The organism is Rhizobium sp. CCGE 510 (assembly GCF_000292525.1).
In the GTDB taxonomy this organism is placed as follows: domain Bacteria; phylum Pseudomonadota; class Alphaproteobacteria; order Rhizobiales; family Rhizobiaceae; genus Rhizobium.
In genome coordinates, this window is record NZ_AEYF01000045.1 from 750,353 (window position 1) to 765,381 (window position 15,029).

Sequence of the window (15,029 nt, forward strand, 5' to 3'; positions counted from 1 at the left end):
TGCTTATGGCAGGCGAGGTTGAAAAAACGGGTCGGCTCTACACCGTCTTAATACCCTGATGCTGGCTGCTCATCAGCTTTGCAACGATCTCCAGCAGGACGGCTCGAGCCGCGAGGGCTGGCTCCGACAGAGGCAGATGGTCGGAGACGCAGAGGGAGACGGTCGCTTCGATGACGGGCTTGGTCAGCGCCCGCACCTGCGTACCGGCGAAATAGGAGGTCTCGGTCACCACCGATGCCGGAAGAATGGTGGAGCCCAGCCCTTCCCGTACCGCAGCGTCGAGCGCCGGCACCGACTCGATCTCGGACACCACCTGCGGATGGGCGCGGGCGCGGGCGAATGCTTCGTCGATGAGCCGGCGAAGCAGATGGCCTTTGCTCGGCAGCAGCAGCGGCAGGGCGTCGACCGATTCGAGCGGCAAGGGCTCGGAAGGATCGCCGGGCAATTCCGCGCCAGGCGGCGATACCAGGAACATCTGCTCGCGGAACAGCGGCTGGAGCGTCACGCCTTTGATAGGATCTGCGGCATAGATCAGCGCCATGTCCATCTTGCCGGTCATGATAAGTTCGCTGAGAATATGGCCAAAACTGTCGTTTATGTGGACGACGACGTCGGGATGACGGGCTTTCATTTCCTTCAGGATTGGAAGGGACAAGGCGCTCGACGTCGAATAGGTCGCAAGCCCTATCGACACCCGTCCGGCCACCGACTTTGCGGACTGGTTGATATCGGTCTGAGCCTGATCAATCTGCTTCAACATCAGCTGGGCATGCCGATAGAGGATCAGGCCGGCCTCGGTCGGAGTGATGCCGACATTGCTTCGGATCAGAAGCTTGTGCTTGAAGTGGGCCTCCAGCGCGGCAATCTGTTGGGAAAGCGCAGGCTGAGCAGTGCGAAGCAGGGCCGCAGCGCGTGAAACGCTGCCGGTATCGACGATCTTGACGAAACTTCGCAGTTTTCTGAAATCTACGCTCATGGCCTCAAGCTTCGGTTTTACGGAACCTAAGACCTCGGGCGGGAGACGCGCAAGCCCCTCCCGCGTGCTGCAGAATTCAACGCAATTCGCCGACCGCCCGCTCGATGCGATCACAGGCTTCGGTGATGGCGTCCATCGAGGTGGCGATCGACAGGCGGAAGTACGGCGACATGCCGTAGGCCGCACCCTGCAGGGCCGCCACGCCGACGCCGTCGAGAAGATAGAGGACGAAGTCGAGGTCCGTCTCGATCACTTTGCCTTCCGGCGTCCTCCTGCCGATCACGCCGGCGCAGTTGGGAAAGAGGTAGAAGGCCCCGTCCGGCACCAGGCACGACAGGCCCGGCACGGCGTTCAGACGCCGGCAGGCATAGTCGCGGCGTTCCTTGTAGACCTTGACGCTGTCGGTGACGAAGCCCTGGTCGGAGGCGAGCGCATGCGCGGCCGCCGCCTGGCTGACCGAGGACGGGCAGGATGACATCTGCGACTGCAGCTTGTTGATCGCCGCGATCAGCGGCGCCGGCCCCGCTCCGTAACCGATACGCCAGCCGGTCATGGCATAGGATTTCGACACGCCGTTGGTGAGGAGCACCCGGTCCTTCAATTCCGGCACAGCTGCGACCAGTGTTGCCATCGGCTCGTCCTTGAACCAGACCTGATCGTAGATGTCGTCGGAGAGGATCATGATCTCGGGGTGCCGCAGCAGTACCTTTCCGATCTCCCGCAGTTCGTCGCGGCTATAGGCAGCGCCGGTCGGGTTCGACGGCGCGTTCAGGATCAGCCACATGGTCTTCGGTGTGATCGTTGCTTCGAGGGCTTCCGGCGTCAGTTTGAAGCCCTGCTCCTGCGGGCACTGCACGATGACCGGCTTGCCCTCGTTGGCGATCACCATATCGGGATAGGAGACCCAATAGGGTGCTGGAATGATGACCTCGGCATCGTTCTCGACGCTGGCCATCAAGGCGAGGAACAGGATCTGCTTGGCGCCGCCGCCGACGCAGATCTCGTTATCGGCATATCGCAATCCGAGACGCCGCTCGAAATCGCCGATGATCGCCTTGCGCAGGGAAGGCGTGCCGTTGACGGCGGTGTATTTGGTTTCGCCCCGATCGATGGCGGCATGGGCCGCGGCCTTGACGTGATCCGGCGTATCGAAGTCGGGCTCGCCGACCGTCATGTCGACGATGTCGCGGCCTGCCGCCTTCAGCTCGCGGGCGCGCGCTGCCGCCGCCGTGCTCGGCGAAACCTTGATTCTGGAGACACGTGAGGCTGGCACGAAAGTGCTCATGGATATGTCCTTAGTTCTTCCTAGGGTTCAGTGAACGGCTTCGGTCTCGCCGCGCATCTTGCCCGTCAGGAAAAGCTCGCCGAGTTCGTCGTGGCTGATCTCACCCGGCAGGCCGTCCCAGATGACCTTGCCGAGCCTGAGGATCACGGCGCGTTCGGCGACCTCCATGGCCTTCTTGGTGTTCTGCTCGACAAGGAGAATGGTCTGCCCGGCGGCATGCAGGCGAAGCAGCTCGTTGAAGACGATGCCGATCGCCGCCGGTGAAAGGCCGACCGACGGCTCGTCGACCAGCAGCACCTTCGGGCGCTGCAGAACGGCCATCGCCACTTCGAGCAGCTGCTGCTCGCCGCCCGACATATTGCCGGCCAGCGTCGAGCGCCGCGTCTTCAGGATCGGGAATAGATCGTAGACATAGTCCCGATCCGCCTTCACCCTGTCGTCGCGCAGCGTATAGGCCGCCATCTGCAGGTTTTCGTCCACCGTCATGACCGGAAAATTGCAGCGACCCTGCGGCACGAAGGATATGCCTTCACCGAGAATCGCGCGCGAGTTGAAACCGGCGATATTCTTGCCCCGCCAGCCGATGCTCCCATCCTTGATGGTCGTCATGCCGTAGAGGGTCTTCAGGAGCGTGGATTTACCGGCTCCGTTCGGGCCCATCAACGCCACGAACTGGCCTGCAGGCACGTCGAGATCGATGCCGTTCAGGATATCGAGGGAGCCGTAGCCGGCATGCAGGCTCTTGATCGAAAGGTTTGAATCAGCCACCGAGATAGGCCTCCCTGACCCGTTGGTCGTTGATGATTTCCTGCGGCAGGCCCTCGGCGAGCTTGCGCCCCTGGTCGAGCACGATCACCCGCCGGCAGATGCTGGTCACCACGTCGATATTGTGTTCGATGATCAGGAAGCTGACGCCGAGCGACTTGTTGGCGTAGAGGATGGTCTCGACCACCCGCTCGATGATCTTCGGATTGATGCCCGCCATCGGCTCGTCGAGCAGGATCAGCTTCGGCTCGGGCATCAGCATCGAAGCAAACTGAATAAGCTTCTGCTGCCCGCCGGAAAGATTGCCGGCCGGCTGTTTGCGCACGTCCCACAATCCGGCCATCCGGATCAATTCCTGCGCCCGTTCGCGCAATCCCGACACTCGGCTGCGCGACAGCTTGCCGATCCCGAAGGTGGAGAAGAGCGACGGGAAGCTGAACATTTGCCCTGCTATGATCAGGTTTTCCTCGACGTCGAGTGATTTGAACACGACCGTCTTCTGGAAGGAGCGCAGCATGCGCCCCTCGCGGGCGATCCGGTTCAGCGTCCATCCGGTGATATCCTGGCCGTCGAGCCTCACCTTGCCGCGATCGGGTTTGCCGAGGCCGGTGCTGCAATCGAAGAAGGTCGATTTGCCCGAGCCGTTCGGCCCGATCAAGCCGGCGATCTCGCCTCGCTCAACATGAATGCTGACATCGTCGACCGCCTTCACCGCGCCGTAGGATTTCGTGAGATTGCTGATTTCGAGAATGGGAAGACCGGTCATTTCGTGCTCCCGATCGAATCCCAGAGGCGGTTGATGACCGGCGCAAAGCCTTTTTTGAACCAGAAGACCAGGACCAGCAGGCAGAGCCCGTAGGCGATCATCCGCAGTTCCGGCGTCACACGCAGGGCTTCCGTCAGACCGACGAACAGCAGGCTGCCGAAGACGACGCCCGAGATCGTCCCGGCGCCGCCACCGAGCACGATGATCAGCATCGTCGTCGAATAATACATCTGGAAGGTCAGCGGGCTGACCACCGTCAGGTAATGCGCGTAGAGACTGCCGCCGACGCCGGCGAAGACCGCGCTCAGCATGAAGACGATCAGCTTGTAGCGCCAGGTGGGGATGCCGACGGATTCGGCCAGCGTCTCATTCTCGCGGATGGCGATCATGTTGCGGCCGGCAGGCGAGCGGACGATCATCCAGACGGCGAGCGTTGCCAGAATTCCGACAGTCAACGCCAGATAATAGAAGGCCGTCGTGCCCGATACGGTGAAGGACAGCGGCCCGAGCGCAAAATACGGCTTCGGTATGCTGGAAAGGCCCATATCGCCGCGGGTAAGCGAAATCCAGTTCTTGGCGATCGCCTGGCCGATGATCACGAAGCCGAGCGTACACATCACGAAGGATGTCGAGCGCAGCCGCAGCGCCGGGATGCCGAGAGGCAGGGCGATGGCGCCCGCCGCCAGCCCGGCGGCGGCGACATTGACGTAGAACGGCGTGCCGTAGGTGACGGCCAGTAGGCCCGAGGCATAGGCGCCGATGCCGAAAAATGCGGCCTGGGCAAGCGAGAGCAGGCCGGTATAGCCGACAAGAAGATTGAGGCCATGCGCCGGCAGCATAAAGATCAGCGCGATGATCAACGCATGGACGACATAGGTGCTGGCGACGAAGGGGGCGGAGAGCGCGACCAACAGAAGCAGCAAACCGAGCGGCAGGCGAAGATCGCGGCGTTGCTGTGATTGCGAGACTTCAGTGAGAGACATAGCAAGTCCTCAAATTCGAGAAAGGTTCGGCGGAGCGCGCTCAGAAGCGCGCCTGCGTCGAGAACAGCCCGTGCGGGCGCCACATCAGCATCAGGATCAGCGTGGCGAAGCCGACGGTGTCGCGGAATTGCAGTCCCACATAGGTCGCAACCAGGCTCTCGGCGATACCGAGGATCATCGCCGCGAAGAAGGTGCCGCGCACATTGCCGAGGCCGCCCATAATGATGATCGGCAGGGTCTTGAAGGTGATCAGCTCACCCATGCCGCCATAGACGCTGACATTGACCGGGGCCGTCAGCACTCCGGAGAGGGCGGCAAGTGCGGCGCCGAGAATGAACGTCCTGAGCACGACCTGTGGCACGTCGATGCCGACCACCTCGCAGCATTCGACATTCTGCGAAACCGCCCGCATGGATTTGCCCATCCTGGTGTAGGTCACCATCATCTCAAGGCTGACGAACACGATCAGGCAGACGATGAGTACGATGACGCGTTGCTCGGCCAGGCTGAATCCGAGGATCGACACGGGCTCGATATAGCCGCCCGAGAAGAACTTGTAGCCGCCGCCGAAGACAAGGATGACGGTGTTCTGCAGAACGAGCGCGATGCCGAGCGTGGCGAGCACCCCGGATTCCGCCGGGGCCCCGACCATGCGCTGCATCACGAATTTGCCGACCACATAGGCGATGACGATCGTCGACAGCACGCCGACCACGATCGAGGCTTCATAGGACAGGCCGAGGTAGTCGATGGCAAACCATGCACCGAACGTCCCCAGCATGTAATATTCGCCATGGGCGAAATTGATGGCCCGCAGCACCCCGAATATCATAGTCATGCCGACCGCAACGATGGCGTAGACGGAGCCTGTCACGATGCCATTGATGATCTGCTCAAGGATTGTTGAGAACATGGTCGTATCCCCGACGATGGATCAGTTCGCAGGATACTGGATATCCGCCGCGTAGGCACCCTTGATGCTCGGCTTGCCATCCTCGATCTGCAGCAGGATCATCGGCAGGCGGGCCTGATTGTGATCGTCGAAGGTCACCTCTCCGACGGCACTCCTGTATTTGATCTTCGAGAGCGCATCGCGCACCTTGGCCTGGTCGGGGCTGCCAGCCTCCTTAATCGCTTGAGCGAGAAGGTGAACCGTGTCCCAATGGACATAGGCGTGGTTGTTTGGAGCCTCGTTATAGGTCGCCGTGAACTTCTCCACGAAAGCTTTGCTCTCCGGGGAGTCGAAGGCCGGCAGCCATGCCGCGGCTTCGACCGCGCCCTCAAGGACTTTCGGCGCTGACTTTATGGTCTTTTCGGTGTTGAACTCGCCATTGCCGACCAGGGTCAACTTGCCGGCAAGGCCGAGTTCGAGCATCTGGCGCGCGATGATCGGCGTGGTATCGGCAAGGCCGTACATGATGATCGCCTGAGCGCCACTGTCGCGGATCTTTGCGAGAACGCTGCGGAAGTCGACTTCGCCTTCCTTGTAATAGTCCTCGCTGACGATCTCTCCCTTGAAGTCGGGCAGATATTTCTTGGTGAAGGTAATCGCCGAACGGCCGTAGTCGCTGTCGACCGAGAGAACCGCGAACTTGGTGAAGCCGCGCTGCTCGGCAGCATATTTCGCCACGATCAGCGCCCGGTTCTCGTCTGTGGGATAATTGCGGAAGGTCCACTTGAAGCCGCCGACACCGGCGCCGTAAGTGATCTTCGGATTGGACGAAGCAGCATTTAGGAGAAGCACGCCCGCATCTTCGGCAACTGGCTGCATCGCCAGAGTGACCGAGCTCGAAACATCGCCGATGATGTAGTTGACCTTATCCTGGTCAATCAGGCGCCGAGTTGCCGAAACGCCTTCGACCGGCGTTCCTTGGCTGTCGGCGGAAAAGATTTCGATCTTGCGGCCGTCAATGCCGCCGGCATCGTTGATTTCCTTGACGGCAAGTTCGGCACCATGCAGCGAAAACGCACCGTAACGGGCATTCGGCCCGCTCATCGGCGATACGAGGCCAAGCCTAATCTTTTCATCCGCGGCGAGAGCGTGTTGCGAAACACCCGTCATGAGCGCGGTCAAGGAAAGGATTGCCGTGGAAATGCAAAATGCCCGGCGCGTCATAGTCTTGTTCATGGTTCCCACTCCGTTTGTTGGACACGTCTGATCGGCCCCTGCCGTCGTGTGCTCAAATGCCGCTTTGCCGCGGTTCTTGTTGCGCCAGTCTTCTGCTGACGCTGTCACAGTAGGTTCATCCCTTGGCGCGTGGCCAACACAACTCGCTTCTGCCGCCATAGCGAATCTTTATAGCGAGGAAGGTTTCGGAAAGTTGACGATAGCCGCTGACAAGCAGCGTTCCGACGTCGCTGAGAGCCGGCGCCCATTGGAAGCCCACACCAGGAAGACACAGAAGTCGATCCAGACTTAGCAGGATCGTCCTACTATCAAAATGGACCGTACGCGCCCGGCGCCAAGGCGGAAATCCCCGCGCTGCCAATGGCGTAGGTCGACGTCATTCACGCAAGGTTTGCAGCTTGCCGCTCGTTCACGTCTTCAATGGCGAGATCGTCGGCGTGAGAGCGTATGCAGATCCCGTCAACGAGCGGAGCCAATGCCTTCCGCGTTCATGCAGCCATTTGCATTCATTGTTTCGTTGTTCTGGCGGACAGGAGACGCTCATGTCTCCAGATCCGATGGCTAAAGGGGATACGGCGGGTTTTATTGCCGATCGACCGGAGCGCAAGAAGTCATGACTGATTATGCAGCTCAACGTTTAATCTGTCGAGCTCGTCCAATACTTTTTGGATCCGGGCACGCGCCTGCAGCATTTTATCCAGATTGTCAGGCGCTTCGCCTGCGACCTTCAAGTCGTAAACGTCGATCGAGGCGTTGGAGACTGGATTTGGGAACGGTATGATTTCAGCCATGAGCATTCTTTATTTGTTGTGTTATGGGAGGACAGGAAACCTTTTTTCATCTCGACGGGTTGCTTTGTCCGTATGGCACTAAACAACTCCTCATCCTTAACAAAATCCTACTTCGGCGCGCGGGGCGGCGGACTTTGCGGCTTTGCCGCGCCAAATGGACAGAGATGCGAAAAACGGATACGGCAACCCCGAATTTAAAACATCGCCCTTTGCCGGCGATTTTTATGACTAAAAATTGAATATTATTTCTGAACACGCTTAGATCGAAAGCCAAAACCAAGGAGAACGCCGGTTCTCCTATCGCTCGGCACGCTCGGGCCGATGATGGTGTCGGCGTTTGCTCCAAGTTGGAGCGTAGTTCCCGATCCGTCATTGGCGCGGCATATTGGCATCCTCTTGCTGCGGCCCCACAGGATGACATTGATACGCAGCCGGATCCCGAGTCAGGGCCGGCAGCAGCGCGCCCACCCGGCTGGCGAAATCGATGATACCCACAAGGCGCAGAAACCACGCGGGGAGCGTCGCCGAGCCATACCCACTTTGCCACCAGTTGGCCGATCGGCATAAAAACCTCATGCAGCCGAACAGCGTGAAGGCAATTAAAGAAGCACCTGGGCGACCTATCCGATGCGTATTCTTAAGACGCAATTCACTCGCAACGGCTCTCTTAGATTGAGATTACCGACCCAGAGAATGCAGCCATACAGCGATGATTTCTGCTTTTGGCACAGCTTTGCTGTAAAGAAACCCCTGCGCCGAGCCGCATCCATTTGCAGCAAGGAAGGCTGCCTGCTCGGCAGTTTCAACGCCTTCCGCCACTACGTTCTGTCCGAGACAACGCGCGATGGAGAGGATCGCCTTCACGAGCTCCTCGTTCCGTCTGTCGACGCTGTTGATGAACGACCGGTCGATCTTCAGCGTGTCGATCGGAAAGCGCGCCAGATAGTTCAACGCCGAATAACCGGTGCCGAAATCGTCGATGGCGATCGAGAATCCCATGCTTCGAAGTTCGGAGAGCATCTCCAGCGTTTCATCCTTCTGATCCAGAAGAAGGCTCTCCGTTATTTCGATTTCCACCCATTCCGCGCGGCAGCCGGTCTCGTCGAGAATCTCTGCGATCGACTTTACCAATCCGGCGGATTGGAATTGCTTGACCGACAGGTTGACCGCCACCTTGTGCGGTGACTCGCTGTCGGCATTGAATTCGGCCGCTGTCTGGCACGCCTCGCGCAGCACCCATCGACCGAGTTCCACGATCAGCCCGGTGTCTTCAGCAATCGGAATGAAACGGGCGGGAGGGATCATGCCCATTTCGGGATGGTGCCATCTCAACAAGGCTTCGCAGCCGACCATTGCGCCGCTGGTGAGAAGCACTTTCGGCTGGTAGTGCAGTTCCAGTTCGCCGCGCTCGATTGCCCGGCGCAATTCCGATTCCAGCCGCATCCGCTCTTCGGCGCTCGCCGTCAGATCTTTTGAGTAGAAGCGAAAACTGTTTCGCCCCGACCGTTTGGCGAGGTACATCGCCGAGTCGGCGTATTTCACGAGGTCGTTGGCATCGGCGCTGTCATCGGGATAGAGCGCGATGCCGACGCTGCATGAAATGAAGACTTCCTGGCCATCCAGCAAGAAGCGTTCTCGGAACTTTTCGAGGATATTATTGGCAATCCGGCCAAGACCGTCGCCTTGGCTGATATCCGGCAACAGGATCGCGAATTCGTCGCCGCCCAGGCGGGCGACGGTGTCGTAGTCTCGAACGCTGGCATTGAGGCGGGCCGCCGCCTGACAGAGCAATTCATCGCCGACGGGATGGCCCATCGTATCGTTGACCACCTTGAAATGATCGATGTCGATCAACATCACGCCGGCCCGCTGACCGCGGGAAACGGCTGAAGTAATCATCTGCCGAAGCCGATCATTGAACAGCGATCGGTTCGGCAGCGAGGTCAAAGGATCGTAAAAGGCCATCTGATGGATTTTCTGACGCGAGGCGTTCAACTCGGTAACGTCGCGCGACACGCCCAGAACCCCGGCAACTTCTCCCCCGGGGGCCAATACCGGAACCTTGCGTGTTTCAAGAAGAACAGATTGACCACTCTCCCGGGAGATGACCCATTCCTCGCTGACGAGGATACCACCAGCCTCAATCGCCGCTTTGTCCGACTCTCGGAAGGTCTGAGCCCTTTCTGTCTCGAACAGGTCGAAATCCGTCTTTCCGACAACGTCGGATTCCGCCTTCCCGGTCAGTCGCTCGAAGGCGTGGTTGCACAAGAGATAGACGCCATCCGTGTCCTTCACCCAGACCATATCGGGCATGGTCTGAAGCACGCTGAGAAGCTGCATCCGTACGGAGTTGATGGCTTCTTCCGCCTGTTTGCGCTCGGTAATGTCGCGCGAAAGCGCAAGCAGTGTGGTAGTCGGATCATCGCCCGGTCGTTTCGCTACGGAGAGTTCGAACCACCGCGTCTCGCCGTTCGGCAGGGAGATGCAAATGCATCGGCCATAGGCAACGCCCTCTTTGCCGGCCTCGCGCAGAGCCTCCATCGCGATAGCCGCCTGATCGGGTGCAAGGACGTCATTGACCGTCCTGCCGAGCAGCATCTCCTTCTGCTGAGCCAGCAGTTGTGGATTTCGCGTCCAGACTTGAAGATAACGGCCATCCTCGTCCATCTCAAAGAGAACATCCGGAATTGCGGTGATGATCCCCTCTGCAAATTCAAGCGCCTTCTTGAGTTCCCGCTCCGCTTGCCTGTGTTCGGCAATGTCGACGATAAGGGCCGGTTGCGGAAACGATTGCGACGACGTCATGATGGATCTCCTCACCATGGGCACAACCGGATGCATCATTCATCCAATCGACAATTTTCTAGGAAAGGCCGCCCAAGTCATTTGAAGCGAAACGATGGTGGAGGATGTAGTCGCAACGGCACCGGTCCGCTGCAATCGAGTATGTCGGCTCAGTCTTGGATTCTGCGGGTAAAAACTTAAGAGATCGCTGCAGTTCCGGTCTACAATGACTTTCAACGCGCGATACGGATCAGAGTGCGTAATGTGGATAGTCCTGACCCTCGCGCAGTGCCCAACTTTGCCTTCCTCATCGCTTTACCAGCGTTACGCGATGTCGAAATCGGGCGCTCTGATGAGGGCTTAGGCACCAGAGCGGAAAGCAGCGCGCCTTTATCCGAAATCCGAATCCGCTGGCCACATCACGACATTTTCATACCAGGCTTCCTGCAAGGAACTGGTTTTGTTTCATTTTTACAAAAGCGTTTACGCTTATTAAACGAAACCATCGACAATTTGGGTTATCGAATGAGGTGCTGCTTACCTCTCCTTCAGTTGCCGGCTCGCTGAAAGAACCCCACGGCAGCGTTGCTAGCTGACGCTGCTCGCGAGGGCGGTTTCGTGAATCTTCTGTTTCCCGGCGCCAATGCTCGACGCGCCGGAGTCCGGCCATGATGGCTGATTTCTCGGTAAGCGTAGTGAAGTAGCTGTCGACACGTCGGAGTCGACCGGCTTGTGTTTTCGTGATGGAGCGGGATTGGTGGGGGTTCGGACTTGGAAAATACGGTGAAGCCGCCCGGCGAGTCTCATTCTTCCGTGGCGAGATATATCCGTTCCATCGGGCGGCATTACGTCGTCGCCGTCGTCGTTATGACGGCTCTGATCGGCGCGACTTTCCTGACGGTCAAAGTGGCACTCGATCGCCATTCCCTACAGCAGAACATCAGCTATTTGATCGGGCGCCAATTCATACGCTTCCAGCAGCTTGCCAACCAGACGCGGGCGATCATGCGCGCTTCGGCCGATCCGAATATGCCGGAATATATCGTCAGGCCAATGGTCGAAGACGTTCAGACTGCGATCAATGACATCCGCGCCATGAGCGTACAGCTGAACGAGTTGAACGATGAGGTCGAAGCAAACCTTCTCGAACGGCTGAACGGCCGGGATGCAGCGTCTGAAAAACTGCGTCTGGAACTTGACGGCCGGCTTGAGGATTTTCTTCAAAGAGCCGAACACGTCGTGTCCGCGAAATTGCTGGATCGGCGGGAGCGTTACAGCTTCTGGGGGCCAATCGACTTCGCCGTTTCATCCGACAGCATGCTCATGCGTCAGTTCAGCGCCTTGATCGAGAGCGCGCATGACCGGAGCGATATGAGTATCAATCATACCCGCATCATCAGCGCCGTCCTCCTCGGGCTCACGGCAGCCACACTCATCCTGGCGACCCTCATCCTCTTCATACCGCTCCTCATCAAGTTGCGCACCGAGCATCGCAGGACTCTCGATTTCGAGATCAAGCTGACACATCTGGCCCATACGGACACGCTGACAGGCCTCGGCAACCGATCTTCGTTCAATGAGACGCTGAACGGGCTGTTTGCTTCCCTGGAGCGGACGGGCGCTGGTTTTTCGATGCTGCTGGTCGATCTCGACCACTTCAAGGCCACCAACGACAGTTTTGGCCATCCGGCAGGCGATGCTGTTCTGAGCCATGTCGCGAGCGCGCTACAGAAGACTATTCGAGCCGGCGATGTCGTCGCACGGCTTGGCGGCGATGAGTTCGCCGCTCTCCTTCCCGGAATTTCGGATGCGGCGACGCTTGAGGGAATTGCCCAGCGTGCGATTGCCGCGATCGCCGCGGAATGTCATTTCGAGGGTCGGCTGCTTCCGGTTTCCGCAAGCGTCGGCGGCGCGGTGGTACCCGGCCATGCATCGGAGGAGGCGACCCTCATGCGCATCGCCGATCTGGCGCTTTATGCCGCAAAGGCCAAGCGCAACACAGCCGTCATCTTCGATGAGGCATCCTTCGCCCAGCGTATGGAGCAGAATCGGCTTGCAGCCGCCCTCGCATTCGCTGCCGATCGCGACGAGTTTGTCGTCTACTATCAGCAGAAGGTCAATCTGCAGACTGGCAACCATCTCGGCTTCGAGGCATTGGTGCGCTGGCGCCATCCACAGCTCGGCATCCTTCCGCCCGGCCGCTTCCTGCCGCTCATGGAGGGCCACGTCATGCAACGCATGACGCACTGTATCGTCAATACGGTTGCCCGCGACCTCAGAGCGTGGAAGGCAGCGGGACTATGCGTCGGGTCGGTCGCCATCAACCTGCCGGAAGCCCTGCTGGTCGGCCACGATGGTTACGACCTCATTGGTGCCGCGGTCAAAGCGAACCAGCTCGACTGGCGTGATTTTGCCATCGAAGTGACGGAAGACGTCTTTCTCAATCGCGGCGCCAATCAGATTGTCGAGACCATCTCACGGTTCCGAAATCAAGGGGTCTCGGTCGCGCTCGACGATTTCGGCACGGGCTTTGCGTCGCTCGTGCATCTGCGCGACTTCCCGTTCGACGAACTCAAGATCGACCGCAGCTTCGTCGCCGAGATCGGCAAGGATATTCGCTCGGAGCAAATCATCCGGGCGATCATTGACCTGGGCCGCAACCTCGGCAAGCGGTGCGTCGCGGAAGGCATCGAGGATGAGACCCAGCGTGATTTCCTCCTGAATGCCGGCTGCGAGATCGGCCAAGGCTATCTGTTCGCCAAGCCGGAACCAGCGTCGGCGGCGGTCGCACGGTTGGCGCCCGGGTCCAGCGCTTCCATTACCGTGCGCAAGATGTCCAGGCGGATCACGCAGGTCGTGGGCTGAAACCAAAACCTGAGCGCCGACCAGAACTGGCGAGACAGGACACATCAATGAAAGAAGATAGCGAATGAAACAAGGAATGGTGTGGGCGTGGCTTGCGACTGTTCTCGCAGCCACGGCTCCGGCAGCAACAGCGTTCGCGGGAGAAGGCATGGCGGTGGACGTCGTGCATTTCTGGGTTTCTAAAAGCGAGACTGCAGCACTCGACGTTTTCCGAAGGGCCTGGGCAGCCGCCGGCAACCAATGGGTCGACATGCCGGCAGAAAACAAGGTCGCCGTCCAGCGCGTCGTAAGCGATCGTATTGCCAACGGATATGCACCGGCGGTGATGCAGTGGAATGCAAACGAGGGATCACGCGAACTGCCGGAAATGGGTATCGTGCTGGATTTAGACGATGTCGCGAAGGCGGATCATTGGCAAGACGTCATTCCTGCCACGGTTCTTGACCGGATCTCCTACAAGGGAAAGGTCTATTTTGCACCGACCAATATCCATGCCGAAAACTGGCTCTGGACAAGTAAGGCAGCATTGGCCGAAGCCGGCGTGAAGACGCCGCAGTCCTGGGACGAGCTCTTCGATGCGGCCGAAAAAATCAAGGCGACAGGACGTGTGCCGGTAGCGCTCGGCGGCACACGCTGGGAGGTGTCTCTCATCTTCAATGACATCATCTACCACAAGTTTGGTCCGGAAGGTTATGCCCGTCTCATGAGCGGCGATGCCGATCTGGTGCTGGACCCGCGCATGCTGGAAGCCCTGGAATTACTGTTGCGCCTGTCCAACTATGTGGAACCGATCGAGCAGCGCAAAGACAAGACATGGGCCGATGCCACGGCGGCAGTGGGCCAGGGCAAGGCCGGCATGCAATTCATGGGCGACTGGGCCAAGGGTGAGCTTGTGGCGCGCGGCTACAGCGTCGACAAGGATTTCGATTGCAGCCTCGTTCCCGGCACATCCATCGCCTATTTCATGGTAATCGACGCCTTTGCCTTTCCGCTGACCAATCGGGACGGTACGGCGGAGGCCCAGCAGGCTTTCGCACGCATGGTGCTCGATCGCGACAATCAGGTTGCATTCAGCCGGATCAAGGGATCCTTGCCGGTGCGCACCGATGTCGATCCGTCTGGACTTGATCGTTGCGGCAAGCTTGGGTTGGAGATGATCAAGGCAAAGAAGGGCGAAGTGAGCGCCCAATCCCAGGCCATGCCAACCCAGATGTCAGAAGGCTGGATTGCCGTGGTGGGCGACTTCTTCAATAATCGGAGTATGCCTCCGCAAGACGTTCAAAAACACCTGCATGACCTCCTGATGCAGCGTTGACCCCCCGACAGCCGTTGGACTTCCACGTGTTCAATCAGTCGCCGACGAACTGAGCCGCCGCCCTGGACCAGAAAAGTGTCAGCGGTTTTCGGACGACATCATGCTCCAATTCTTCAAGCCACAACAGGACGACACTTAGGCTGGCCCAGCCTGAATGTCATCCTGTTCTAGCCACGCGCTGAACAATGATCGTTGAATAGGGGAGGAGACATCGTACCAGCTCGAAGAGATCAGCGCCGTGAAACACGATGACGTGGCGTTATGCGAATATCCAAAATTCGCAGACTTATCCAATACACGCAGCAAACGATACGTAGGCAGCTCGTTTCCGGTCAGAACTTGCAAGATTTAACAAAGACTTAAGCTTCCTG

Annotated in this window: 11 protein-coding genes; 2 read left to right on the plus strand and 9 right to left on the minus strand. The window is 59.0% G+C overall.

Going from position 1 to position 15,029, the window contains the following annotated elements:
- Positions 1–37: 37 nt before the first annotated feature.
- From nac to RCCGE510_RS27565, 9 genes are all read right to left on the minus strand, one after another.
- Positions 38–976: a nitrogen assimilation transcriptional regulator NAC gene (nac, locus tag RCCGE510_RS27525; protein ID WP_007635676.1), complete on the minus strand. Its 939-nt coding sequence runs from the start codon at positions 974–976 to the stop codon at positions 38–40.
- A 76-nt stretch (positions 977–1,052) separates the two neighbouring features.
- Positions 1,053–2,261, minus strand: a complete 1,209-nt coding sequence (locus RCCGE510_RS27530; RefSeq protein WP_007635691.1) for an aspartate transaminase — start codon at positions 2,259–2,261, stop codon at positions 1,053–1,055.
- A gap of 27 nt (positions 2,262–2,288) precedes the next feature.
- On the minus strand, positions 2,289–3,029 hold the full coding sequence (locus RCCGE510_RS27535) for an ABC transporter ATP-binding protein (RefSeq protein WP_007635693.1): 741 nt from the start codon (positions 3,027–3,029) through the stop codon (positions 2,289–2,291).
- The gene (locus RCCGE510_RS27540; RefSeq protein WP_007635695.1) at positions 3,022–3,792 is read right to left on the minus strand and encodes an ABC transporter ATP-binding protein; all 771 of its coding nucleotides are present in this window, start codon (positions 3,790–3,792) and stop codon (positions 3,022–3,024) included. Before RCCGE510_RS27540 ends, RCCGE510_RS27535 begins: the two co-directional genes overlap by 8 nt.
- Positions 3,789–4,775, minus strand: a complete 987-nt coding sequence (locus RCCGE510_RS27545) for a branched-chain amino acid ABC transporter permease (protein WP_007635697.1) — start codon at positions 4,773–4,775, stop codon at positions 3,789–3,791. The genes RCCGE510_RS27540 and RCCGE510_RS27545 overlap by 4 nt, the downstream gene beginning before the upstream one ends.
- Before the next feature lie 40 nt (positions 4,776–4,815).
- Entirely contained in the window at positions 4,816–5,688 is an 873-nt protein-coding gene (locus RCCGE510_RS27550; protein WP_007635699.1) for a branched-chain amino acid ABC transporter permease, read from the minus strand.
- Positions 5,689–5,709: 21 nt separating this feature from the next.
- Positions 5,710–6,903 carry an ABC transporter substrate-binding protein gene (locus tag RCCGE510_RS27555; protein ID WP_007635707.1) on the minus strand — a complete coding sequence of 398 codons (1,194 nt, stop codon included), beginning with the start codon at positions 6,901–6,903 and terminating at the stop codon, positions 5,710–5,712.
- Positions 6,904–7,514: 611 nt separating this feature from the next.
- Positions 7,515–7,694 carry a hypothetical protein gene (locus RCCGE510_RS27560; RefSeq protein WP_240539688.1) on the minus strand — a complete coding sequence of 60 codons (180 nt, stop codon included), beginning with the start codon at positions 7,692–7,694 and terminating at the stop codon, positions 7,515–7,517.
- A gap of 678 nt (positions 7,695–8,372) precedes the next feature.
- On the minus strand, positions 8,373–10,499 hold the full coding sequence (locus RCCGE510_RS27565; RefSeq protein ID WP_007635708.1) for a bifunctional diguanylate cyclase/phosphodiesterase: 2,127 nt from the start codon (positions 10,497–10,499) through the stop codon (positions 8,373–8,375).
- 732 nt (positions 10,500–11,231) lie between these two features.
- Between RCCGE510_RS27565 and RCCGE510_RS27570 the strand changes: the two genes are divergently transcribed.
- Together RCCGE510_RS27570 and RCCGE510_RS27575 are read left to right on the plus strand one after the other, a co-directional pair.
- Positions 11,232–13,343: an EAL domain-containing protein gene (locus RCCGE510_RS27570; protein WP_037079833.1), complete on the plus strand. Its 2,112-nt coding sequence runs from the start codon at positions 11,232–11,234 to the stop codon at positions 13,341–13,343.
- Between the two features lie 64 nt (positions 13,344–13,407).
- Positions 13,408–14,658, plus strand: coding sequence for an ABC transporter substrate-binding protein (locus RCCGE510_RS27575; protein ID WP_037079836.1), 1,251 nt, complete (start codon positions 13,408–13,410; stop codon positions 14,656–14,658).
- Positions 14,659–15,029: the final 371 nt, after the last annotated feature.